Annotated in this window: 25 protein-coding genes; 16 read left to right on the top strand and 9 right to left on the bottom strand. The window is 35.2% G+C overall.

Annotation, left to right across the window (positions count from 1 at the left end; translation table 11 throughout):
• Positions 1–222 precede the first annotated feature (222 nt).
• From ABNX05_RS12055 to thrS, 7 genes are all read left to right on the top strand, one after another.
• Positions 223–621 carry a MarR family winged helix-turn-helix transcriptional regulator gene (locus ABNX05_RS12055; RefSeq protein WP_349659977.1) on the top strand — a complete coding sequence of 133 codons (399 nt, stop codon included), beginning with the start codon at positions 223–225 and terminating at the stop codon, positions 619–621.
• Positions 621–968 carry a DUF3147 family protein gene (locus ABNX05_RS12050; protein ID WP_349659976.1) on the top strand — a complete coding sequence of 116 codons (348 nt, stop codon included), beginning with the start codon at positions 621–623 and terminating at the stop codon, positions 966–968. The genes ABNX05_RS12055 and ABNX05_RS12050 overlap by 1 nt, the downstream gene beginning before the upstream one ends.
• A gap of 11 nt (positions 969–979) precedes the next feature.
• Positions 980–1,462 carry a GNAT family N-acetyltransferase gene (locus ABNX05_RS12045; protein WP_349659975.1) on the top strand — a complete coding sequence of 161 codons (483 nt, stop codon included), beginning with the start codon at positions 980–982 and terminating at the stop codon, positions 1,460–1,462.
• 133 nt (positions 1,463–1,595) lie between these two features.
• Entirely contained in the window at positions 1,596–2,060 is a 465-nt protein-coding gene (locus ABNX05_RS12040) for a hypothetical protein (RefSeq protein ID WP_349659974.1), read from the top strand.
• Between the two features lie 197 nt (positions 2,061–2,257).
• Positions 2,258–2,767: a hypothetical protein gene (locus tag ABNX05_RS12035; RefSeq protein ID WP_349659973.1), complete on the top strand. Its 510-nt coding sequence runs from the start codon at positions 2,258–2,260 to the stop codon at positions 2,765–2,767.
• Positions 2,768–2,990: 223 nt separating this feature from the next.
• The gene (locus ABNX05_RS12030) at positions 2,991–3,779 is read left to right on the top strand and encodes a lipid II flippase Amj family protein (protein ID WP_349659982.1); all 789 of its coding nucleotides are present in this window, start codon (positions 2,991–2,993) and stop codon (positions 3,777–3,779) included.
• 712 nt (positions 3,780–4,491) lie between these two features.
• Positions 4,492–6,414, top strand: a complete 1,923-nt coding sequence (gene thrS / locus ABNX05_RS12025) for a threonine--tRNA ligase (RefSeq protein ID WP_349659972.1) — start codon at positions 4,492–4,494, stop codon at positions 6,412–6,414.
• Between the two features lie 179 nt (positions 6,415–6,593).
• On the opposite strand, the gene ABNX05_RS12020 is transcribed toward thrS, so the two are convergent.
• Both ABNX05_RS12020 and ABNX05_RS12015 read right to left on the bottom strand, forming a co-directional pair.
• Positions 6,594–7,058 (bottom strand): hypothetical protein, encoded by a 465-nt coding sequence (locus ABNX05_RS12020; RefSeq protein ID WP_349659971.1) that lies wholly within the window; start codon positions 7,056–7,058, stop codon positions 6,594–6,596.
• Positions 7,059–7,192: 134 nt separating this feature from the next.
• Positions 7,193–7,369, bottom strand: a complete 177-nt coding sequence (locus tag ABNX05_RS12015) for a Spo0E family sporulation regulatory protein-aspartic acid phosphatase (protein ID WP_349659970.1) — start codon at positions 7,367–7,369, stop codon at positions 7,193–7,195.
• A 524-nt stretch (positions 7,370–7,893) separates the two neighbouring features.
• On the opposite strand from ABNX05_RS12015, the gene ABNX05_RS12010 reads away from it, so the two are divergent.
• Positions 7,894–8,520 carry a hypothetical protein gene (locus tag ABNX05_RS12010; protein ID WP_349659969.1) on the top strand — a complete coding sequence of 209 codons (627 nt, stop codon included), beginning with the start codon at positions 7,894–7,896 and terminating at the stop codon, positions 8,518–8,520.
• An 11-nt stretch (positions 8,521–8,531) separates the two neighbouring features.
• Complete coding sequence (locus ABNX05_RS12005; RefSeq protein WP_349659968.1) at positions 8,532–9,086, top strand: histidine phosphatase family protein; 555 nt, start codon at positions 8,532–8,534, stop codon at positions 9,084–9,086.
• A 126-nt stretch (positions 9,087–9,212) separates the two neighbouring features.
• Here the strand turns inward: ABNX05_RS12005 and ABNX05_RS12000 are convergent, their stop codons facing one another.
• Positions 9,213–9,716: a hypothetical protein gene (locus ABNX05_RS12000; RefSeq protein ID WP_349659967.1), complete on the bottom strand. Its 504-nt coding sequence runs from the start codon at positions 9,714–9,716 to the stop codon at positions 9,213–9,215.
• 289 nt (positions 9,717–10,005) lie between these two features.
• Here ABNX05_RS12000 and ABNX05_RS11995 point away from each other — a divergent pair, with 289 nt between their 5' ends.
• Positions 10,006–10,227: a hypothetical protein gene (locus ABNX05_RS11995; RefSeq protein WP_349659966.1), complete on the top strand. Its 222-nt coding sequence runs from the start codon at positions 10,006–10,008 to the stop codon at positions 10,225–10,227.
• Here ABNX05_RS11995 and ABNX05_RS11990 read toward each other — a convergent pair.
• Together ABNX05_RS11990 and ABNX05_RS11985 are read right to left on the bottom strand one after the other, a co-directional pair.
• Positions 10,198–10,752, bottom strand: coding sequence for a GNAT family N-acetyltransferase (locus ABNX05_RS11990; protein WP_349659965.1), 555 nt, complete (start codon positions 10,750–10,752; stop codon positions 10,198–10,200). The two genes, ABNX05_RS11995 and ABNX05_RS11990, sit on opposite strands and share 30 nt — an antisense overlap.
• Positions 10,753–11,045: 293 nt before the next feature.
• Entirely contained in the window at positions 11,046–11,630 is a 585-nt protein-coding gene (locus ABNX05_RS11985) for a hypothetical protein (protein WP_349659964.1), read from the bottom strand.
• Between the two features lie 287 nt (positions 11,631–11,917).
• On the opposite strand from ABNX05_RS11985, the gene ABNX05_RS11980 reads away from it, so the two are divergent.
• The 4 genes from ABNX05_RS11980 to ccsB all read left to right on the top strand — a co-directional run bounded on the left by ABNX05_RS11980 (position 11,918) and on the right by ccsB (position 15,980).
• Entirely contained in the window at positions 11,918–12,319 is a 402-nt protein-coding gene (locus tag ABNX05_RS11980; protein WP_349659963.1) for a GNAT family N-acetyltransferase, read from the top strand.
• A gap of 80 nt (positions 12,320–12,399) precedes the next feature.
• The gene (locus ABNX05_RS11975) at positions 12,400–12,819 is read left to right on the top strand and encodes a GNAT family N-acetyltransferase (RefSeq protein WP_349659962.1); all 420 of its coding nucleotides are present in this window, start codon (positions 12,400–12,402) and stop codon (positions 12,817–12,819) included.
• 348 nt (positions 12,820–13,167) lie between these two features.
• Positions 13,168–14,028 carry an alpha/beta hydrolase gene (locus ABNX05_RS11970; protein WP_349659961.1) on the top strand — a complete coding sequence of 287 codons (861 nt, stop codon included), beginning with the start codon at positions 13,168–13,170 and terminating at the stop codon, positions 14,026–14,028.
• A gap of 782 nt (positions 14,029–14,810) precedes the next feature.
• Positions 14,811–15,980, top strand: a complete 1,170-nt coding sequence (gene ccsB, locus ABNX05_RS11965; protein WP_349659960.1) for a c-type cytochrome biogenesis protein CcsB — start codon at positions 14,811–14,813, stop codon at positions 15,978–15,980.
• A 511-nt stretch (positions 15,981–16,491) separates the two neighbouring features.
• On the opposite strand, the gene ABNX05_RS11960 is transcribed toward ccsB, so the two are convergent.
• The 3 genes from ABNX05_RS11960 to ABNX05_RS11950 form a co-directional block, all read right to left on the bottom strand.
• On the bottom strand, positions 16,492–16,692 hold the full coding sequence (locus ABNX05_RS11960; RefSeq protein ID WP_053592785.1) for a cold-shock protein: 201 nt from the start codon (positions 16,690–16,692) through the stop codon (positions 16,492–16,494).
• A 203-nt stretch (positions 16,693–16,895) separates the two neighbouring features.
• A complete protein-coding gene (locus tag ABNX05_RS11955; RefSeq protein WP_349659959.1) occupies positions 16,896–17,522 on the bottom strand; it encodes a response regulator transcription factor in 627 nt (208 codons plus the stop codon).
• On the bottom strand, positions 17,515–19,680 hold the full coding sequence (locus tag ABNX05_RS11950) for a sensor histidine kinase (protein ID WP_349659958.1): 2,166 nt from the start codon (positions 19,678–19,680) through the stop codon (positions 17,515–17,517). The genes ABNX05_RS11955 and ABNX05_RS11950 overlap by 8 nt, the downstream gene beginning before the upstream one ends.
• 207 nt (positions 19,681–19,887) lie before the next feature.
• Here ABNX05_RS11950 and ABNX05_RS11945 point away from each other — a divergent pair, with 207 nt between their 5' ends.
• Together ABNX05_RS11945 and ABNX05_RS11940 are read left to right on the top strand one after the other, a co-directional pair.
• Positions 19,888–20,805, top strand: a complete 918-nt coding sequence (locus tag ABNX05_RS11945) for a hypothetical protein (RefSeq protein WP_349659957.1) — start codon at positions 19,888–19,890, stop codon at positions 20,803–20,805.
• Positions 20,806–20,890: 85 nt separating this feature from the next.
• Complete coding sequence (locus tag ABNX05_RS11940; protein ID WP_349659981.1) at positions 20,891–21,868, top strand: thymidylate synthase; 978 nt, start codon at positions 20,891–20,893, stop codon at positions 21,866–21,868.
• On the opposite strand, the gene ABNX05_RS11935 is transcribed toward ABNX05_RS11940, so the two are convergent.
• Positions 21,865–22,149, bottom strand: coding sequence for a hypothetical protein (locus tag ABNX05_RS11935; protein WP_349659956.1), 285 nt, complete (start codon positions 22,147–22,149; stop codon positions 21,865–21,867). The two genes, ABNX05_RS11940 and ABNX05_RS11935, sit on opposite strands and share 4 nt — an antisense overlap.
• Between the last annotated feature and the right edge of the window lie 31 nt (positions 22,150–22,180).

The following is a 22,180-nucleotide window of genomic DNA, read 5'->3' as shown; positions in this document are numbered from 1 at the left end:
CTTTCTGTATAATTTGGTTGTGGTGACTTAATTTTATCAGAAGTGGTCCTTATTTTTTATGAAAAAATTTAAAGCCGGTGAAATTTTACTGATCGTAAAATTTCACCGGCTTTTTAGTTTAGAGGTGGGTTTTGTCCCAGCCCCTTTATTTAAATACCTCTTTAATTATATCGACAGTTACGATATAATCGGTTTCGACGATATAATAAAGGAGCAAATTTTATGATTAAAGATATAAATAACTATTTTACATCGATTTATTACCATCTACATTCAACGCATGAAGATTCAATTTCACATCAGAGCGTGCGTATTTTACAGATGATTCAAAAGGAAGATGAAGTAGCAGTGCGTGATATTGCAGAGTTACTGAATATTTCCCATAATACAGCGTCTGAGCATATCAAAAAGCTGGAGCGTAATGGTTGGGTGAAAAAGGAGCGGGACATCGATGATCAACGTAAAGTACATATTCATTTAACAACTGAAGGGCTTCATGTTTTAAAAAAAAACACAGAATTAGATGATCAGAAACTGAAACATGCACTAAATCAGCTTTCAGAAGAAGATCAACAAATGATTTTACAGGCATTTCGTTTATTAAGCGAGGTGGCTAAATAATGTACACCTTTTTAAAGATTTTATGCTCGGCTGCCGTAATTGGTATTGTGACGGAGATTGCTAGAAGATTTCCTAGCTATGGTGGCATTATCGCAGCGCTGCCACTTGTCAGTATTTTAAGCATCATTTGGCTTACTGTGCAAAGTGAACCGAGTGAGCATATTCAGCGATTTACGATTGGTGTAATTGTTGGACTACCAGCAACTATGGTGATGCTATTTGTTATTTATATGGCGATGAAATCATCGATCCATATCGTTTTTGCCATTGGACTAGGCGTTGTTTCGTGGGCAGTATTTCTAGGTGTTCAAAAAGCTATTACTAGTATGTTTAATCTATCAATTTAGGAGAATAAAAGATGACAATAATTCCTATTCAACAATTAGCCCAAAATGATGTGTTGCAGTTTTTTAAGGAGCATTGGGGAAGTACAGAAATGGTCATTTCCAGTGGGATTTATGACTGTAGTAAATTAGAGGGGTTCGTCTATGTAGATGAACACAGCACGATTTTAGGTCTTGTAACGTATATTATGCGTGAGGAAGAATGTGAAATTATATCCCTTGATAGTATTGAAGAAGGAAGAGGGATAGGTTCATTGCTAGTACAAGCAGTTGAAGAAATTGCTTTCGAACAAGGGTGTACGATAATTACTCTTCTAACGACAAATGATAATTTATACGCATTAAAATTTTATCAAAAAAGAGGTTATCACTTAGTTGAAATTATACAAAACGCGGTCGAACAAGCGAGAGCATATAAACCTGAAATCCCTTTAATCGGCAATGATGGAATTCCAATACGTGATGAAATACGATTAGCAAAGCAATCTGGCTTATAATGAGTCAGGTTGTTTTTAGTTGATTTAAAGAAGTTAGGAGGAGATGAAGAAAAATCCTGATTCTATTTTTCGAGGTTTCATCACCTACGATTTCTCGCTATACTTGATAGGTAGCAAGAAAGTGAGGAATGACATGAAAAAATTACTATTTGTTTTATTGTTTAGTGTTCTAGTAGTGGTAGCTGCCTTTATCATTTATTTGAAAAGCAATCCACCACTCGTCATGAACAGCTATACGAATCCTACAGATGATTCTACTAATAGAATCGTAGAAATAGAAAATAAAGGACTGCATGAGATAGAGCTTCAACAAATACTTGTCAATGATAAAGTGCCTGAAAGTGCCGAGCTTGTCGTGAGTAAGTCTGAACCGTTCGAAGCGGAGACGAAGCTGGTTGGTAATCCGAATATTACTTATCATAAATTAAGGCAAATCACCATTTTTCCTAGTCAATACATAGATCGCGAGGCCGTTGGAAAGCAGCCTCAGCATTATGCAGTAAAGGTTGAAGCGCCTTCTATTAAAAAAATAACGATAAAGTACAAATATTTAAAAATACCATTTACTTTAACAGCCGAGTTACAAGAGAAAAAGTGAAATGAAATTATCATCAGTGGGGTTTTCTTACCCACTGATTTTTTTGTCTCATCAATGGCTAAGTCTGGATATACTCGTTATTTGTCTTATCCTTTATGCCTATGTCATTTCATAAGATTGTTTGGTGAAAAAATACTGAGACTCCTAAAACATGGTAATCTAATAGTAATAACTATTGCGATGTCGGGAGGGACTAAATGGGAGTTATAATCGTTAGTATAGTACTTGTTATCTGTTTTTTCACTGTGACTTTAGTGGTTATTCAGAAGCATTCGAAGGAGGATATTAAGTTAGAAGTAACAGCTGTATGTGAAGGGGTAAATGAATTAGGTCAAGCTATTATGAAAATATATTTTACATTTTCAATTGGCAAACTAGCACATCGTAAAAAAGAAATAACAGGCAGTATTGATTGGTCAGAAGGATGGATGCCTGTTTGCTATAATTTAAAGGAAAATGGGGTCTATCAGGAGCAAAGATTACTCCGTGCTGTAAATGAGACAACCTATACAACCTTCGAAATAAACGCTACAAATGATATTGATCATCTGGGACGGGGTGAGGGATATGTTGTGTTAGTGCTAGAGGACCCAATTGCTACTGATAAGTCTAGAGCAGGTGTGATTCTCGCTGTTACTGCTAATATGGTGACCTATCAGCTATCGGATTCAACAAGCTGGAATAATGACTTTGCAGTAAATCAATAAATACAGAGCAAGCTATTCGTTAGGAGGAAAAGCCTGATGAATAGCTTTTCTATTTGGTAGGAAATAACGGAACCTATTAAAGGGAATTTCGTAAAATATTAAAGGGAAGAGGTGTCTCGGTCGTATTCATTACGATAGGAGATCAACCTTGGATCAAACGATGTTAAATCAATAAGCGAAAAGAAGGTACAAGACGTTGGATATTTTAACAAATAAATTGATCATGATTGCTTTATTTATTCTCATCATTCATTCGATAGAAACACTTGCGTATGCAGTTCGATTATCAGGCGCACGAGTGAAATTACTAGCCTCTGCACTATCCTTGTTCAATGTGATGGTTATGGTTTCAAGGTTGGCAAATATGATGCAGCAGCCTTTTACTGGGAGTTTAGCTGACACAGCACCGAAAGAAAACACATTAGCGTTTGTGGAGCAGCAATTCCGAGTGCTTATTGGGGCCGCTTCCATAGGTACTTTAGTCGGCATTCTACTATTGCCGACTTTTATAGCGATATTTTCAAGAGCCATTATCCATTTATCTGAGGAAAAAGGTTCTATTCCAGCATTATTCAAAAAAGGTTTTAGTTTAGAGTATGTTAAACGTGGAATAAAACATATCCATTTGCCAAGCTTTTCATACTTAAAAGGAATTAACTGGCGTGATATCCCCGTTAAATTATTTATCGTGAATATCTTGATAACGGCCATCTATACAATTGGTGTCCTGTCTGCACTTTACGCATCTTTATTAGTTCCAGAAAGAGGGACAACTGCTGTGATGGCATCAGGACTTATTAATGGGGTAGCAACGATGTTACTAATTATATTTATTGACCCTAAAATTTCCGTTCTTGCAGACGATGTTATTAATCAAAGAGGTAGTTATTTAAGTCTGAAACAAGCATCTGTGATGATGATGGGTTCAAGGCTACTAGGTACATGTTTAGCACAGCTTTTATTTATTCCAGGGGCAAAATATATTGCCTGGTTTACACAATATATGACATAAGGAGGGTTTACACGGATCGTGACCCAATTATTCATATACAGTGGCATTCTGACAATGAGACTTTAGAAGTACGAAGTGGAGGAAAACTTAGCTTAGGGATTACGATTATATCGCAACTTTCCTGCAAAAAGTGGAATGTGTAGGTAAGGACATATTTCGATGAGGAATCAAAATTGTTTCATAAAAACTAATATTCGAACATTGACAAGTATTGGAGCATTTGTTACAGTAAATAACAATTTCACAAAGCAATGAATGGCGATGAGAAGGACACGAGTTTTGAAAAGCGATTTACAGAGAGGGAGGCATGCGCTGAAAGCTTCTTAATGCAGCTAGCGAAACTTACTACCTTTGAGCAGTGCTTGGAAACTTGCACCGTACTTGCAACGTTACTGCATAACAATGAGCCACTAGAGCATCTAGTGGGAATTTGGGTGGAACCACGGGTAATCAACACATGCTCGTCCCTTTATGGGGCGCGAGCATGTGTTTTTTTATTTGTCACTTCTTTCAGTAGAGGACACCCGCCTTTATAGGTTAGAGATGAGTGCGGTTTTAAGTCACTTTTCAGCGTCTGTCCAAACATCAACTGATAGAAGTTACAGCCTCCGGCGGATGTCACGGAATCGGTAAGGAGTTCTTTGTGCTAGCACAAAGCCGATTCCGGACGTAATTATGCAGAGGCAGAATTTATAATAAAGGAGTAGAGAACATGTCAAATCAAGTTATTAACATTCAATTTCCAGATGGTAAACAACAAGTATTTTCAAAAGGTGTTACATTAACCGACATTGCACAAGCGATTAGTCCCGCTTTACGTAAAAAGGCAATTGTAGGGAGTGTGAACGGAACCATCATTGATTTGACGCGCCCGATAGTGGAGGATTCACAAATTTCCCTGTACGATGCTTGCACAAAAGAAGGAATTCAGGTGATTCGTCATTCAACAGCCCATTTATTAGCGCAATCTATTAAGCGTTTATATCCTGATGCTCAATTTGGGGTCGGGCCAGTTATAGAAAATGGGTTTTATTATGATATCGACATTGCGCATTCCTTAGCGCCTAGTGATTTACAACAAATTGAAAAAATGATGAAGCAAATTGTTCAAGAAAATATACTAATACAGCGCAAAGAAGTAACGAGGGCAGAGGCACAACAGTTATTTGCTCATGATGCGCTAAAGCTAGAGTTATTACAGGATATATATGAGCATGAAGTGGTGACGGTTTATGAGCAAGGAGATTTTTATGATCTTTGTCGTGGACCTCATGTACCTTCCACAGGAAAATTACAACACTTTAAATTAATGAATATGTCAGGTGCTTACTGGCGAGGAGATAGCAATAATCAAATGCTTCAGCGTATATACGGTGTAGCGTTTACCTCAAAAAAAGAGCTTGAGGAACATTTTGTTTTCCTAGAAGAGGCGGAGAAACGCAATCACCGGAAGCTAGGAAAAGAACTAGAGTTATTTATGTTTTCAGAGGAAGCACCGGGGATGCCGTTTTATTTAGCAAATGGTCAAATTATTCGCAACGAATTAGAGTCTTATTTACGTCAATTACAAGCAAAATTTGATTACCAAGAAGTACGGACACCATCGATGATGAACCAGCATTTATGGGAGCAGTCAGGACATTGGGACCACTATAAAGAAAACATGTACTTTACTCATGTAGACGACCAAAGCTTTGCATTAAAACCTATGAATTGCCCTGGACATATGCTGATTTTTAAAAATGATTTACATTCATATAGAGATTTACCGATTCGTATGGCTGAATTTGGGCAAGTTCATCGACATGAATTTAGTGGCGCATTAAATGGTCTTTTACGAGTTCGTACTTTTTGCCAGGATGATGCACATATTTTTGTTACGCCACAGCAAATTGAAGATGAGATTGCGCTTGCACTAAAGATTATTGATGAGGTTTACCAGGTTTTTGGCTTCCAATACGATATTGAATTATCAACACGTCCTGCTGATTATATGGGTGAACTTGAACTTTGGAACCAAGCCGAAGCAGCGTTAGAAAACGTACTAACGAATCTAGGATTCCCTTATACAATAAATGAAGGTGACGGAGCGTTTTATGGTCCAAAAATTGATATTCATATTAAAGATGCTATTCATCGCAGTCATCAATGCGCAACAGTGCAGCTTGATTTCCAACTACCTGAGAAATTCGACTTAACATATGTCAATGAACAGAATGAAAAAATAAGACCTGTCGTTATTCATCGAGCGGTATTCGGTTCAATTGATCGCTTCTTAGGCATATTGATTGAGCATTTTGGAGGGGCATTCCCAACGTGGCTTGCACCTCAACAAGTAAAAGTTATTGGGGTGGCAAATAAGCATCGAGCATATGTACAGCAAGTTGTTGATGCTTTAAAAAACGAACAAATCCGTGTAAGCATTGACGATCGACAAGAAAAGCTAGGTAAAAAAATTCGAGAAGCACAAATGAAAAAAATACCTTATATTGTAGTGCTTGGTGATCAGGAAATGGATACTCAACATGTTACTGTTCGTAAATATGGCGAGCAAGCATTAATAGAAAAAACATTACAGCAGTTTATTGAGGAAATAAAGCAAGAAATACAGCAAAAAGCTCTAACTATTAAATGAATCCTATAAATTAATTTAGCTCGACTCTAGGGGAGGTTACTCCCAAGAGTCGAGCTATAACAGCGATGAAATAAATGGTGATTTCAGAATTTGCTTAAAAATGTTAATTTTTTCTTTGAATTTGCTACTATTAATCAATTTTCAAGCATACAATAAATTAAACAACAAACGAAATACAATTATTTAATGGTATTACTTTGGTAATTACTATTTCCTAAAAGGATAGTTTGTGTCTCAGCGTCAATGACCAGGTATTTATGATAAGTCTCCTGATCCAATTGCTTAAAGGATGCTAAAAAATAAACTTGTCGATTGGGATGAATAAAAGTATGTTGAGAGAGGTCTGTCTTTTTACGTATAAAATTTGTTTTTAGATTAAATGTTTCCTCAGCCTTCGATACGTCCTTAAAGGCTATTCTTTGACGAATGTTCAAGGTAGCATTGTTATATTCCTCATAGATTGTCCTATTTAATATATGATAAAAATCATTCTCAGTACGAAATGCTTGATATTGATTATTTGGGTATTTATAAGATGTAGTTCTAGAAGGTATGCAAAGAACCGGTGTTGTGTTTTCTACTGAATCTTGAGGTTGCTGTAGTAAAAAGCTTGAAGCGACCAGTGATAAAATAAATACCTGCATTATTTGGCCTCCTTTTCCTGTCATAAAGAAGATAGCCCATTTCTATGTTATTTATACGTATTTTAACAACAACAATAGGTTTTATAACCAAAAACTAATACAGGGTAAAACTAGACGACTCATCGAAAATAGTTTTAGCTAGCTTTATTGATCGTTTTTGAATATTTATTTAGTAGGACATCTAATTCTTGGCTACAATCTACCACACTTGGATGGGTGAAACCTAAATCCATTGCCTTTCTATACATAATTTTTCTTTTAATTTCAATCTTTATCTTCAAGAATTGTTTATGCGTTAAATAATTAACCAAAATCTTTTCCCCCTATTATTTTTTCTCCATATATTCTTGAAATACATTGACCTCGATTCAACTTTTTCATTGTATCTCACCTAAAATGAAAAATATGTCACATTGTGTATAGGTTGAGAAATTCGTAATTTAGTCATAGAAAAATTTTTTTATTCTTATATTGGGAAGTAAATGAAAAATAGTGATGATGAATATTTTTGACTACTAAAATTACTTTTATTGTATTATTTATATAATTTATTACCCTTTATACTAAAATATTAGTGTTTTTTTTTGGCTATATTTTAGAAAAGGGGCAGGGTAATGTTTAATAGATTTGCATCTTTTTTACTATAAAAATATTTGGTGTCATAGACTGAAAATTTCATAGGCTTCATATCTTGTCACAATTTATCAAATAAACTTCTTTGTTGTTTGTAATTGAGGGGATTTTACTTTGGTTGAAAATGTTGAGAATTTTCGAAATATATTGAATGGTGGAAATGTGGGCTTTGAATCTATTGAATAATAGGGGGGATACATTGTTGAAGTTAGGGTCACTATTATTAAGTGTTATGATCGTTTCTTGTTTAATGTTAATCGCATGTTCAGAAGTGAAAACAAAAACAGAAGAGTCTCCAAAATCAACGGTAGTACCTAACCATTCCATTCAACATGAAGAAGAATCTAAACAGAAACCTCCTATTATTGATAGGGACTATGATTTTACATATTTAGAGGAATTGCCAGAGGAAAAAAGAGTTTTATATGATGAATTTTTAAGCAATGGGAATATGAATAGTATAAAGACTTTTACACCAGAGGAAATGGTGTTAATTATGATGAATTTAATATTTGAAAATAAGTTCGATAAATTATATGCAATTACCTACAACAACAAGGAACTTCCAGATAAAGAAACCTTTATAGCAGAGTATATAGATTATTTATTAGATGAGGATAAACAAAATTATTTAATGTACAGATACTACGATAGTATTTCATTGGATAAAGAAACAAGCACAGAAAGTATAGCAGTTGTACAATTGGATATAATTTTCGGAAGCTCTCACTACCTTAAGGTATTTTCTTTACTAAAAGAGGATGATATGTGGAAGGTAGATATATATAATTATGTGAAAGAAAAAAAGGCAAAATCTGAAGAAAAGTAGAGGAAACGATTATGACCGTACTATACTTTGTAAGACACGCGCATTCTCACTATACAGCTGATGAGTACAATCGTCCGCTTTCTGATAAAGGATTGAAGGATCGGGATCGTGTTACTAGATTATTTACTAATAAAATAATCCATGCTATATATTCAAGTCCATATAAAAGAGCCGTACAGACGGTAGAAGGCATAGCACAAGGGCATAAGTTAGAAATAAGTAAGGTAGATTCTTTAAAAGAAAGAACACTATCTAATGGAAATAGTATTGATTTTGACTCTGCTATGCAACACGTATGGAGTCATCCAAATTTCGCATTCGAAGGTGGAGAATCAAATGAAGCCGCCAAGGAAAGAGCTATTACTACGTTGAAAAAAATTATCCTTGCACATCCAAATGACAATATAGTGATTGGTACACACGGCAATATAATGGTCTTAATGATACAATATTTTGATGCGCAATATGATTACTCATTTTGGAACGGACTTTCAATGCCTGATGTTTATCAACTTACATTTCAGCATTTCGTGTTAAGTGATGTTCGAAGAGTTTGGGAAGAATAAGAGAAGGGACTGTCTACTGGCAGCCCCTTAGTTCATTTTATCGAGAAGAAATATCTGCCTGACGACACCTAGGAAATCATTGAGGCTATGAATGCAATGTCTGTTGTTAACTTATAGTATAAACATTTAGTCATAGGGATACATATCACTCTGACAATATTGATAGGTAGGTCTCCAACGACCATTTCTACAATAATACCTCATATCTCCAATACAAGCTGCGGACCCCTCTTGTTGACATGGACCCATATCTTCAATAGAACGATATTGTGGCGAAGGCTGTGGACCATAACGATATTGTGGCCATGTTGGTGTATTATCACTCTGACAATATTCGTAGGTAGGTTTCCAACGACCATTTCTACAATAATACCTTATATCACCAATACAAGCTGTGGACCCTTCTTGTTGACATGGTCCCATATCTTCAATAGAACGATATTGTGGCGAAAGCTGTGGACCATAACGATATTGTGGCCATGTTGGTGTATTATCACTCTGACAATATTCGTAGGTAGGTCTCCAACGACCATCTCTACATACAAAATACATATCACCAACACAAGTTCTGGACCCTTCTTGTTGACATGGGCCTATATCATCAGGAAAAGAACCATATTGCCAAGTCATCAAAGTCACTTCCTTTTATTTTTTTAAAAACAAATATAACCATCAGATAACTTTGAACACTTTACAAAAAAATAATGTTCAGTCTTATTCAGCGTTTTCAGGTAAGAAAGTGTTCATTTTACCTTGGTGGTTACATCATATTCTAAGTTATGAAATGGAAATAATTACTATTGGGCCATCCTTTTCGTATTGGCATAATTAGACCAGATGGCACTCAGGAAGGCGATGGGAGGCTAAATGTCTTTTGTAGGGGAATAGAACGTATAAACAACACTTTTTTAAGAATGAGATGGAAGAATATTTTTTCTTTGATGTTGAGGAGCTTTACATGCCACGAACAATCATAGTGAATAAAACGAATTATCATCACTCAACTGCTGATGATCATTTGTTTTACCCACGAGCTACAATTTATCGACAAAAAATTGTAGCTCGAGGGTTTATCGAGAATGCTGAAATATTTCTACACGGAGGAAAAAGTTTATTTTATTTGATTCCATTCTTCTCGTAAAAGGCCAAATAAAACTACATCATGAAATTGACCGAAACGGAAAAGTTCATTTCGTAAAATACCTTCTTTTGTAAAGCCACATTTTTCATAAGAACGAATAGCTCCTTTATTAAAGCTGAAAACCTGAAGCTTGATTTTATTAATGGAAATATAATTAAAAATAAAGTGAATAAGAGTTTTCATTGCATCCGTTCCAAGCCCTTTACCATGCCATTGTTCTCCAATTGAAATGCCTACAGAGCAAGTACTGTTCTTCCAGTTGATTCCATAGACAGCACAGGAACCGATAAGCTCATTTGACGACTTTTCGAATATGCCGAAGAAAAACTCCTCTTTTTTTCCACTAATACTTTGAAAGAATGAGGAATGATCCTCAAAGGTATTTGGAAAGGGAATGTCGTCATTAGCCAGTAACAACGTCTTCAGTTCACTTTCAATTTTTACAAATGCTTCTTGGTCAGAGGAAGTCATTTGCTGTAATGTAATAGCTTGACCTGTAAGAAATTCTTTAAAATAGTTTTCCATTTGTTTTCTCCCTTGTTCAAGAGCTGCAGTTAGAGTTTACAACCCTTGGATTATTTGTTGTTTAAACAAAACATCTACTGCACTTTTCGCACTCATTCACTCAACTCCTTATGTATAGATAACTTTATAGTAGCATTTTTGGTTATTAGTGGAAATGATATTTTTGTTCAAGTCTGTTGAATAGGGAAATAAAAGGTTATCTGTGACTGGAAGAATGATATTTGTTGATATTATCAGCTAGACGATATGGTGATCGTTTTAATAATGTTTAAGGAAACACTTGATTTTATTTATTATTTTGAAGGGCGCCAATTTGTCTGAATGTCTACATCTTGTTGCTCCATCCAGTTAAGAAATTCCTCTGTACATTGAATATCGTAGTCTAACACTGCTTCATACACATAAATTGAAGGAAGTACTATGGATTTCTTAAGAAGTTCTTCTTTATTCGTTAAAATATACTTTCGACTTTCATTTGTTAAGGAATCGCTCATTAACGATACTAAATCTCTTGATAGAGGGCCCTCTCGTGTTTCAGAAAACAGCCACATATCAATATTCCAAATTTCTGATGGCATTTGCTCATATTGTATTTTAAAATAGATACCATTAAATGGTGTTTTCAAATAATTACGATACTTTAATTCCAAAACTTTCGGATTGCTAGTTAAATCAGCTAATATCGCCATAGCTTCTGCTGCATTAGGGTGAGTACAAAATGTTTCGATATCGATATCGTGATCCACTAGTAAATCATATGCTGTAGCGCCGACCACATAAGCTTGTCCAATGGTATTCCATTTTTCTAGCAGCTTCAATTCTTCTAAAATGAGCATGGCAGTTTCTTTTCGTTTTTGAGCTCTCTCTAATAGTTTCAATTTGAACACCTTCTCTAAAATAATTTTCTAAATTATGTTAGAATACATTATATTTTCTGTTTTTTTCAATATATTATAATAGAAATATAAGATATGAAATGTGTACTTTTGATTCGTCTGTGGCGATTATTTTGTGTGGCAAAAGTAATGGGACAGTTACAATTACGCCAAGGTAGAACGACGACTTAAGATGGAAGGGGAGCTTTGATGAGATTGAAATTTTATGAAAAAAGGATGATTTCTTAATTGAACGATATACGATCACAGAGGAGCAACTTCGCTATACGATGTCTCCGAAAGAGAGTATTGAACTAGTAAAGAAGGACAAAAATCGCCATGCCGTTCTTGTTTTTGATGAAGATAAGCTCGTGACATTCTTTGTGTTACATGAAAAAGAGGGCGTTACGCCATATTCCTCAAATGAACAGGCTATTTTAATCCGTGCCTTTTCAACAGACTTTTATGAACAGGGGAAAGGCTATGCGAAAGCAGCATTACAGCTTTTGCCGAACTTTGTTTTAGAGCATTTTCCAACTATTAATGAGCTTGTGTTAGGGGTTAATCTACCGAATACTGCCGCACAGCCACTTTATAAAAAATGCGGATTTGTCGATGAAGGAAAGATAGCAAAAGGGTTTAGGGTTGAGATTAAAGTGATGAGTTATTACATAAGAAAAATTAACAGCTAAATGCTTGATAGAAAAACATTGATGAACCTAATTAATTTTGAACAAAAGTCTTCTCGCATCTAAAGAATGAGGTGAACAAAATGACGCAATTGGTGGAAGCACGTATGGAGCATCTCGATGAAATATGTGCGATTGATCAAGAAGTAATTGGAGATTATTCAAGAAGCGGAAATTTGCGTACAGCCATTAACGAAAAACGTTGTATCATTCAACAAACAGAAAAAGGGATTGGCGGTTTTCTTATTTTTACGAATGATTTCTTTGAGAACTGCTTCATCTCATTAGTTATTGTGAAGCCCTCTGAGAGAAGAATGGGCATTGCCACAGCGTTACTAGCTTTTTATGTAGAAATGGCAGCAACTCCAAAAATCTTTTCTTCTACTAACCAATCCAATACTAGTATGCATAAGGTATTTGAAACGGCAGGCTTTATAAAAAGCGGGTGTATAGAAAACTTAGATGAAGGAGATCCGGAAATTATTTATGTGAAATATAAATAGGGGAAAGGCATATCTCGTGATAAGATTTCTGCTGCGAGAGTTGCAAATTTTCGTCCTAGCTCCTTAAAAGAAAATCGCTGTTATCTCATTTGATGTGGAATTAGCAGAAAGGTTACTTTAGCTTATCGAAATGAAGAGCTTATTTAAAAGAATTGTAAATGAAATCTTAACTATAAATAGGATTCTTTATTCAACAAACGGGCTAAAAGATATCAAAAAAATAGAATACTAATGGTAATGTATGGTGTTTGTGAGAGGTTGTACTCAAACTAATGGGGAAGTTTAGTCTAAGAACTGAAATAGTTTTTATTTTAGGAATAACCTCATTCCCTTTATAGGGGGATAGTAATGAAGGAATTTAAAAAAACAGTAGATAACTATACTTTTCACGGATATGAATTTGGTGATACCAGTCTTCCTTCACTGGTTTGCTTTCACGGATTGACAGGAGATTCAAAAAGTTTTCTTGGGTTAAATAAATACTTGATAAATGACTTTCACCTTATTCTTTTAGATAGTCCAGGTCATGGAGATTCTCAATTATTAGATGTAGAGCAGGATTATATGTTTTCCTCTTTAGCAAGGCGTATTTATAGAGTGATACAGAAGATTACTAATGATTCTATTTATTTGTTGGGACATTCTTGGGGAGCTGATCTTGCCTTACATTTCACAAAAATATGTCCAAACAAAATAAGAGGAGTCATTTTAATAGATGGAGGATATGTATTTCCTGAACAAGTTGATGGGATGACGGAAGTAAAAGCATTAGTAGGATGGAGGGAATATATGGATTCAAGTAAATATAGTTCATGGGATGAAGTCGTTAAAGAGTACCAAAATTACACAACGAAGCAATGGGACACACAGCTTGATTTGACAATAATTTCTAACTTTAAAAAGGTTAACGATAACTATGTATTAAAGGCTGACAGGTTTAGCATTTTATCAACCATTAAAACGTTTTATAAAGAACCTTGTTCAACTACTTATGATAGTCTTGAATGCCCTGTCCTACTGTTTCATGCAACAATTCCAGCGGCTGATGCATCCCGAAATAAAGGAATACAAAAAATTAAAAAAGATATTAAGAATATAAAGGTAGTAGGTATTGATAATACCATGCATAACATTCATTGGGACTATCCTGAAACTGTTGCTAATGAAATTTTGCTGTGGAAATCGGAAAATAATCAAAAGGTTTATTAATAACTTTTACTTATTCGACAAACAGGTGCTAGAGTTAATAAGTGCGAGCCATCTTTGCAAATACTGACCTTCAATAAACGGGCGCTTTTCTTGAATAAGAGGGCGTCTTTTGGAATGCTTCAACTTATAACCTGGCCCAAAAAAGTTAGACATATATAATAAAGTCACTTTTAAGACCTGATTCCGGAACTCACCGGGTTTAGGTCTTTTAATTTGTCCCTCAAGATTTAGTATAGAAATAATTTTAAAAATAGACTTTTATTTCATATTTTAGTAGGATGTAGTTGGGGTCATGCCATCTATTTGCCTTTATAGATGGTTTATTTTTTTGATATGAGGGCATTTTTAGAGACTTGTTCTATACTTTACGCCACAGAATTGTAACAATTCTGAAAAAACAAAACTATTTAAAGGGAAATGATGGCACTTACTTTGATGAATGACGTTGATTTTAATGGAAGCTGCTATAAAGTTTCCACAAAAAATGGTTCATCACAACAGGGAGGGTAGGGTAATACCATTGATATAAGTTGGAGTGGAGGCTGGAAATTCTCAGGAAGCGTTGCTCTGTGAGAAAGCGAAGCGACAGCAAATTTTTTATCTGTGCGAAAGGAGAAGCGACAGCAACAAATGTTTTAACTGTGCGAAAGCATAGCGACAGCAACAACAAATGTTTTAACTGTGCGAAAGCATAGCGACAGCAATAACAAAGTGCCCAGTAGGAACGAAAATCAACCTCACCATATGGAGATGAGCAAAAAAATATTTTGGAGGATGTTATATTGAGTAACGAAACATTATTAAGTTTAAGTAGTAATTCATTTTTCGTGTCATTTATTTTACTTCTGATCGCCATTATACCGATTGGACTTGCCGTGAAATCAAAAGGAAAGATATTTGGAAAAATCGGGCTTCTACTTACATATATTGCATTTGCTTTACAGTTAGTTTATTTCATTTTAAGGTGGATAGCTGTTGATCATGCACCTGTAAGTAATATGTATGAGTTTATGACGTTCTTTGGCATTATGCTTACTGGTAGTTATTTGATCATTCATTTTTTATATAAGCAAATCGTTGTAGGTTTGTTTACTATCCCTGTGTCATTAATTATTCTCGGTTATGGAAGCGTTTTTACAAAAACAGTGTCACCACTTGTTCCATCACTACAAAGTAATTGGTTAACGATTCATGTTATGACTGTTGCCTTTTCAAGTGCTGTTTTATCGGTTTCATTTGCAACGGGTATTATTTATTTGTTACGAACATTAGATGTTTCTAAATTTTCGATGAGTACAGTTGCTTTGGAATTTGTTATGTATTGCTTAATTGTCGTGATTGGCTTTATTGGAGTGGCAACTTACTTTAACTTAGCAGGAGATAAAATCGAGGTTCAATTTGAAAATAAGCTAGAGAAAAAAGAAACAGCCGAATATACGATGACGCCATTGATTGTTAATAAAGGTGCAGTAACAGCTAGTGGGGATCGGGTTGGTGTTTTACAGATTACGAATAAGCTAGATGCGAAGAAATTGAATACGATTGTATGGTCATTTATCGTTGGAACGATTTTATATGGGGTGATTGTACTCATTACGAGAAGACGATTAATTGTGTTATTAAAGCCATTAACAAACCGTGTACAGCCAGTATTAATAGATGAAATTACATATCGAGCAGTTGTCATAGGTTTCCCATTGTTTGCCCTAGGAGGTCTGTTGTTTGCCATGATTTGGGCACAGATTGCTTGGAGTAGGTATTGGGGTTGGGACCCTAAGGAAGTGTGGGCACTAATCACATTTTTATTTTATGCCGCTTTCCTTCATTTCCGCCTTTCAAAAGGCTGGGAAGGGGAAAAGACAGCTTGGTTAGCGATTATTGGATTTGGAATTATTGTGTTTAATCAAGTATTTGTAAATTTAGTTATTGCAGGTTTACATTCATACGCATAAGGATGTTGTGAATGAATTATTTTTTTAAACTGAATGTAGTGAGTATGTTATATGGGTTAATATTCTTTATTTCTCTTGAAATGCAAGTAAATTATTATCGCATTGTGAGACTCACTGGGTGGGAAGGACAATATTTCGATACCTTAGTATCAGTTATGCATGCGGTTGGTTTTGTTGTAGCAACTATTGCGCTATACATGCTTACATATAAATGGATAGCGCATCGTCGATTAGTATATTGGACAACAATTTTTTGGATGCCTTATACAGCGTTCTTTATTTTTATATGTGTAAATGTGTATCCAATCACTTATCGGGGGGATATACCAGGTCAGCTCAAGGGTTCATTCTTTTTGCGATGCTCTTGTTCTATCCGTTTTATATAGGAACTTTGAATATTATATGCTATCATTCAAAATCTGAAGCTGTACAAATTAAATAACCGTAAAAAAGAGACATCCATTAATTTGGATGTCTCTTGTATTTTGCATCTACATGTTAAAGCTATAAATTAAAGCTTTACAACATTAGTAGCCTGAGGTCCGCGGTTACCTTCTTCAACGCCGAACTCTACTTTTTGGCCTTCTTCTAAAGTTTTAAAGCCATCTGATTGAATAGCAGAGAAATGTACAAATACATCATTTCCACCTTCTACCTCGATAAATCCAAAACCTTTTTCTGCGTTAAACCATTTTACTGTACCTTGTGTCATGTGAACAACCTCCCAAAAAAATTAAACAATCATATTGCTTCGATCGCTTGCGAAAATATCACATTTTCAAAAGCTCGTATTACTTTTGAATACGTGATTTTAGCGGATAAGATGAAGTAATGTAATTATTGTTCTGATTATATAACAATTCCGAATATTTATCCAGTATATTCCGATTTTGTCATGTAAAATTTACATTTCCATTATTTTAACCATTCTTTCTCTTTAGCGACAATTACGGCCTCTGCACGAGATTCTACGTTTAGTTTGACAAAAAGCTTGGATAAATAATTTTCAACAGTGCGTTGGGTGACCCCGATGGCTGAAGCAATTGCTTTATTTGTACATCCTTGTGAGACAAGCTGTAAAATTTCTTGCTCCTTTTGACTTAATAAAACATCTTGCTGTGCGTTTGGAAGATTGGTACGTTGCTGTACAAAATCTAAAAAATCAGCTGCTAGTAAGATTTCGCCCCTAAGTGCGGCTTCAATGGTTTGAATCACTTGCTGTTTCGTAGCGAGCTTTGATAATAGTCCATCGACCTTCTTCTCAATAAGTAGTTCGTAATAATCGGAAAGTTCATATCCTGTATAGAGTAAAATAAGTGCTTCTGGTTGCTTTTTCTTAATCATTTCTGAAAGCTGGATGCCATTGATTGGCTTCATATTAATATCAATCAAAAATAATTGAAAAGATTGAGCATCCATTCTCGACAGAACAACGGAGCTATCTTGTTCCGTATCTATATGAGCATTTGCTAAATCCTGTAATAATGTTTTCGTACCATCTAAAACGACAGGATGGTCATCTATAATAAGAATATTAATCATCTGAATCCACGTCCTCTTGTATTTGAATAACTATATGCATTCCTTCATTTAAATTGGAGGTTATCGTGATGTCCCCATTAAAAGCACGGACTCGTTCTCGAATACCATTAATGCCCATAGAATTTGAAGATTGCATTAAACTTTCAATATTACAGCCAATACCATTATCATCGTATTGGAGAATGAAACCGCTATTTATCGCTTGTAGTCTTAGTGAAACTTCGGTTGCCTCAGCATGCTTAATGGCATTATTTAAGAGCTCTTGCACAAGGCGATAGACGACTAAATGTAAAGTGGCATCTTGAAATTGTACACGTTCTATTTGTGCTTTAAACAAAAAGTCTGCTCGAATTTTCACCTTTTGAATTAATTTTTTTAAGGCGATTTGTAGCCCAAATGTGTCCAGTAAAGGAGGGCTTAAATTCTCACAATACTCGCGTAAGTCCTTCGATGCATTCAGCAACTGCTCACGGATATCTAATACCTTTTCTTTATTAATAATAGGAGAGCTTGTAAGTACATCTAACTCTCTCGCTAAATGAAGTTGCTCTTGCAAAATAGTGTCATGTAATTCCTGTGCTAAAATACTTTTCTCCTTCTCAATGATATTCCATAATAATTTGTCGAACCAAGGAAGCTGTGTATCATTGTGATCCTTCATAAGCTTTATTTCATACACTAAATCTTTAATGAGCTTTAAATTATCAATAAACATAGAGACATAGAGGGCTAGTAACTCTAGCCAAAGAAGCTCTTCTTTTTGTAATACATGTCTAATGTGTAACACGATTTTTTCTTCACCTGTATCATGTAATAGTAGGTGATTCCCCATATTAACTTCATCACGAGTGCTTTCCGTTATTGTTGTAATTGTAAAGGCTGTAGTACCAAGCCTTTCTGTTATTTCATACTTGAATTGATCCAGTAATTCTTGCTGGTTTTTTGCTTTCCCCATTCGATTAACCGCAGCATATAAATTATGGACATAATCGCCGGTGGATGAAAATATAATCTTTCGATATTTAAAATCAAGCTGCTCTTTTATATAGAAACTAGCAATGATGACAAAGAATACTAGTGTAAAAACACCTATAATTTTAACAATCGATAATTTGTCAATAAATAGGAGGGTAATACCCGTAGATAATAGTAATGCACATAAAAAAGCAAGTGTTGAATAATAACGTAAACGAGATAATTGATATTCAATATCGAATAATCGTTCATTCACTTGAATGAAAATAAAAGAAAAAGGAATAAACAATAAAAATAATGCAGCTACCTCACTATGTAAAATAGGGTTCCGCCCTAACAATTCAGGAATGACAAAAAACAGTAAAAACGGCAAGAAAGGCGTAATAAATGCAATAGTGATTAAACGGATTTTTTCCAGTTTCGTCCGTAAATAACTCGTTAGTAAAATATAAATCGCATAGAGAACAAGTACAGCAAACATTCCTAATTTAATTAAGGTTGTGATCGTCTTAAAGTCAGAATTAACTATTGTTATGAAATCCAAGCAAGGTATAAATAGTAGTGTTAGATAAAGCCATTTTGTATTGAGGTATGGCCATTCTATACATAGGTAACGGTAATAAAATTGTAAGAAGTGAATAAAAAGCACTATGCATAAAATTATACCAATACTTATTACAAATCCGCCAATTAGATTTCCTCTAGCTGAGGCTCCTGTACTTATATAAGCTAAAGAACAGGTTAATAAAAATAAAGTTAGTAGAATAGTTAGTAGATTATCAGTATTTCTTCGCCATAAATAGATAGCAACACCAAATGATAGAACGAAATAAAAAAGTGGGAAAATTATTTGCAAATAAAATTCTTCCGGGATATCTTTATGCTTAATTGAAACAGCATGAACATCCCCATTAGGCTTCATAATTGTGAGTTTTTTTGCACAACGTACAAAAGCATCGAGTTGATTAGAACGAACGGGTTTGTCATCAATTGTCAGAAGTAGATCGCCTTTTTCTATATTATTTTGCTGTGCCCAATTTGGATAATAGAACTCGGTCATGACTGGTTGTTTGCTAGTTGTGTCTAGTAAAATACCAATAAAAGGAGTTTGTGATGCAACTACAAGTACATAAATACCGAGGAGTAAGTAGGTTATGAAAATACTATATGTCCATTTACTCATTGTTTTCTCTCATTTATTTCCATGATAATAATGCCCCATTTCAATCTTAAGTACCATTATATTATCCATAATTTTTGGTAATTTTGGAATACCGAAAAAGTTGTTTCGGAAAACCACCATTGCTTTTTCGGAATAACGAAGTAGTTTTTTCGGTGTAGCCTATGATAGTGTAAAACTATCATGTGTGACGAAAAGGGGGAGCGTTGCATGACAAAGAAAGGATTGTTAATAGTCCTTTTTCTAGTCGTCATAATGTCGTACCCGATGACAACAATCGCTAAAAACGTTGAAAATGATGCGGTGAAAGTAGATATTTGCATTATTGGGAGTGATAATCGTTTTGTCTATAAGATTCCAAAGAGTTTACATAATGATACGCCGTATGTTGAAATGAAGAATAACATAGAATCCTCCTTAGCAAGTCATTGGAAGGTCGAGGATCCTCGTTATGAAATCCTCCAGACAGATGTAGCGTATACTTTTTCGATTAAAGATTTAATTCATGAAAAACAAGATGGGAAAATAAAGATAGCGATTCCATATTCTTATTTAATAGGAATGCTTGGTGAAAATGATCCCATTCAATTAAAAATTTTGGCTAGCAAACTAATCGACTGGCAAACGAACTCAAACGATTTGGCAACCCTCGGCTTTGTAGAACCGCTTACTTATTTTAGTGAACAGGAATATGTTTTTGAGGGAGAGGTTAACGAGCTACTACATCAGCGGGTAGGACATTTTAATGGCTCTGTTATGAAAGGGCAAATGCTACTACATATTGTTATATATTTTAGTTTTATTTTGGCGCAGCTTATTGCCTGTTTCATTTTATCGAGGCGCTTAAAAAAGAGAATTATTAAAGATCCTGAAAATATGCATCAGTTCCGAAAGCTAAATTACTTGTATCAAATCATACCGATAATAATTATTGGTATGCAAATTGTTTTTCTAATCAGTTCAGGCTTATTGACCGCGTTTGGTATTTATTTTGACCCAGGGGTTGACCTTTTGTTTGTTATCGTCCCAGTTTTATTTAATATTATTTTGATGCCAATGTTTTTTGTCACGATGGAGAGTGAAATAGCAAGGGAGCTAGAATACGATTCCTTTGGCTCAGACAGGTAAATATTGTTTTTATTTTTGGGCATTCACATGTAGTTATTAGATGATATAATGGTCAACAGCATACTTGAAGGAGCTGTTGATGAACATGGCGCATCCAGAAATCGCGTACTTAAATTTACTACAACATATATTAGAGAATGGTGTTAAAAAGGAAGATCGTACAGGGACTGGTACATATAGTGTGTTTGGCTATCAAATGCGATTTGATTTAAGCAAAGGTTTTCCTCTATTAACGACGAAGCGTGTACCATTCAAACTTGTAGCAAGTGAGCTACTTTGGTTTATTAAAGGGGATACAAATATTCGCTATCTACTGCAAAACAACAATCATATTTGGGATGAATGGGCTTTTAAAAAATGGGTTGAGTCTGATGAATATTCAGGTCCCGATATGACAGATTTTGGTCGTCGCTGCTTAGTGGACGAATCATTCAACGCTGACTATCAAAAAGAGTTAGCCTCATTTTGTGAGCGCATATTAACAGATGATGAATTTGCAAATAAATACGGCGAGCTTGGAAATGTTTACGGTAAGCAATGGCGTAATTGGACAACATCAACAGGGGAAAGTATTGATCAATTACAAGATGTCATTCATCAAATCAAGCACAATCCAGATTCACGACGCATTATTGTCAATGCTTGGAATCCTGAAGACGTTATCAATGCAGGAGCAAAGGGCAGTAAAGCTGCACTACCTCCATGTCACGTAATGTTCCAATTTTATGTTGCAAATGGAAAATTGAGCTGCCAGCTAATGCAAAGAAGCCTCGATACATTACTCGGCTGTCCATTTAACATTGCCTCATATGCATTACTGACACATTTAATTGCACACGAATGCGGTTTAGAAGTAGGCGAATTTATTCACAGCATTGGGGATGCTCATATATATTCAAATCACGTGGAACAAGTAAAAGAACAACTTTCACGCGAGCCTAAGGACCTACCATCCTTAAAAATCAATCCAAATAAAACGTCAATTTTCGACATCGAGCTCGAAGATCTTTCAATTGAAGGCTACGATCCACACCCAACAATTAAAGCACCAATTGCCGTTTAACCTAAAGCAGCAGCCGTATTGGCTGCTGTTTTTTTATGGAAACAAACATTGAAGCGGGTGATATATAGATCGGAGCGACGGATAGAAGAGCCGAAGTGACGGAAAGAACCGGCAGAGCGACGGATGGTAGTGCCAAAGCGGCGGAAAGAACAGGCAGAGCGACGGAAAGAAGAGGCAGAGCGACGGATGGTAGTGCCAAAGCGACGGAAAGAAGAGGCAGAGCGACGGATGGTAGTGCCAAAGCGACGGAAAGAAGGCAGAGCGACGGATAGGACCGCCAAAGCGACGGAAGAAGAGGCAGAGCGAGACGGA

The organism is Lysinibacillus zambalensis (genome assembly GCF_040183165.1).
Lineage (GTDB): Bacteria > Bacillota > Bacilli > Bacillales_A > Planococcaceae > Lysinibacillus > Lysinibacillus zambalensis.
The sequence above is the reverse complement of the archived record's forward strand: the minus strand, read 5'-3'. Positions and strand labels throughout refer to the sequence as shown.

Excerpts from the sequence above, each read along its gene's own strand:
- ABNX05_RS11975 (WP_349659962.1), top strand. The coding sequence starts at position 12,400 with ATGACGCAATTGGTGGAAGCACGTATGGAGCATCTCGATGAAATATGT.
- ABNX05_RS12020 (WP_349659971.1), bottom strand. The coding sequence starts at position 7,058 with ATGCAGGTATTTATTTTATCACTGGTCGCTTCAAGCTTTTTACTACAG.
- ABNX05_RS11960 (WP_053592785.1), bottom strand. The coding sequence starts at position 16,692 with ATGACACAAGGTACAGTAAAATGGTTTAACGCAGAAAAAGGTTTTGGA.
- ABNX05_RS12040 (WP_349659974.1), top strand. The coding sequence starts at position 1,596 with ATGAAAAAATTACTATTTGTTTTATTGTTTAGTGTTCTAGTAGTGGTA.
- ABNX05_RS11990 (WP_349659965.1), bottom strand. The coding sequence starts at position 10,752 with ATGGAAAACTATTTTAAAGAATTTCTTACAGGTCAAGCTATTACATTA.
- ABNX05_RS11940 (WP_349659981.1), top strand. The coding sequence starts at position 20,891 with ATGGCGCATCCAGAAATCGCGTACTTAAATTTACTACAACATATATTA.
- ABNX05_RS12045 (WP_349659975.1), top strand. The coding sequence starts at position 980 with ATGACAATAATTCCTATTCAACAATTAGCCCAAAATGATGTGTTGCAG.
- ABNX05_RS12050 (WP_349659976.1), top strand. The coding sequence starts at position 621 with ATGTACACCTTTTTAAAGATTTTATGCTCGGCTGCCGTAATTGGTATT.
- ABNX05_RS11995 (WP_349659966.1), top strand. The coding sequence starts at position 10,006 with ATGGAAGAATATTTTTTCTTTGATGTTGAGGAGCTTTACATGCCACGA.
- ABNX05_RS12055 (WP_349659977.1), top strand. The coding sequence starts at position 223 with ATGATTAAAGATATAAATAACTATTTTACATCGATTTATTACCATCTA.
- ABNX05_RS11955 (WP_349659959.1), bottom strand. The coding sequence starts at position 17,522 with ATGATTAATATTCTTATTATAGATGACCATCCTGTCGTTTTAGATGGT.
- ABNX05_RS11945 (WP_349659957.1), top strand. The coding sequence starts at position 19,888 with ATGACAAAGAAAGGATTGTTAATAGTCCTTTTTCTAGTCGTCATAATG.
- ABNX05_RS11980 (WP_349659963.1), top strand. The coding sequence starts at position 11,918 with ATGTCTCCGAAAGAGAGTATTGAACTAGTAAAGAAGGACAAAAATCGC.
- thrS (WP_349659972.1), top strand. The coding sequence starts at position 4,492 with ATGTCAAATCAAGTTATTAACATTCAATTTCCAGATGGTAAACAACAA.
- ABNX05_RS12000 (WP_349659967.1), bottom strand. The coding sequence starts at position 9,716 with ATGACTTGGCAATATGGTTCTTTTCCTGATGATATAGGCCCATGTCAA.
- ABNX05_RS12030 (WP_349659982.1), top strand. The coding sequence starts at position 2,991 with ATGATTGCTTTATTTATTCTCATCATTCATTCGATAGAAACACTTGCG.
- ABNX05_RS12035 (WP_349659973.1), top strand. The coding sequence starts at position 2,258 with ATGGGAGTTATAATCGTTAGTATAGTACTTGTTATCTGTTTTTTCACT.
- ABNX05_RS12005 (WP_349659968.1), top strand. The coding sequence starts at position 8,532 with ATGACCGTACTATACTTTGTAAGACACGCGCATTCTCACTATACAGCT.
- ABNX05_RS11970 (WP_349659961.1), top strand. The coding sequence starts at position 13,168 with ATGAAGGAATTTAAAAAAACAGTAGATAACTATACTTTTCACGGATAT.
- ABNX05_RS11950 (WP_349659958.1), bottom strand. The coding sequence starts at position 19,680 with ATGAGTAAATGGACATATAGTATTTTCATAACCTACTTACTCCTCGGT.